This window comes from Bacillus sp. 05T31, assembly GCF_056396725.1.
Genome location: NZ_JBFTMA010001265.1, coordinates 1 through 575 on the forward strand (window position 1 = coordinate 1; position 575 = coordinate 575).

Genomic DNA, 575 nt, shown 5'->3' on the forward strand with positions numbered 1-575 from the left:
AAGTACGGGAACGATATCAAGTTTATTTCTGAGCCAGAAGTTAAGGAAGTTATTTTTGTTGATGAAAATAATGGACAAGCTAGCAATGCATACCAAGTTACCTTTGAAGCGGCAACACCAAACTATGTTTCCGGAACTTATTTAGTAAATGCACAAAATGGTGATATGTTAAAAAATATGGTACAAGAATCTAACTTAAAAGCAAGTGAAAAACTAGTTGGAGCTTTAAAGGAAAGTAAAAAAAGTAGTCTTACATCATTAACTGGAACAGGAAAAGATGATTTAGGTATATCTCGTTCATTTGGTATTTCTAAACAAAGTAATGGCAAATATGCACTTGCTGATTATACAAGAGGGCAAGGAATTGAAACATATGATGTGAATTACAGAGATATTACTAAAGARGAAAGCTATTATCCTGGYACACTAGCAACYAGCACTTCAACAACATTTAAYGATCCAAAAGCAGTAAGTGCTCATTACTTAGCAACAAAGGTATTTGATTTTTATAAAGATAAATAYAAGCGTAATAGTTTTGATAATAAGGGACAAAAGGTAGTTTCAGTTGTACATGC

Annotated in this window: 1 pseudogene; it reads left to right on the plus strand. The window is 32.3% G+C overall.

Annotation, left to right across the window (positions count from 1 at the left end):
* Positions 1–575, plus strand: a pseudogene (locus AC1DJR_RS32820) (M4 family metallopeptidase); the annotation flags it as partial.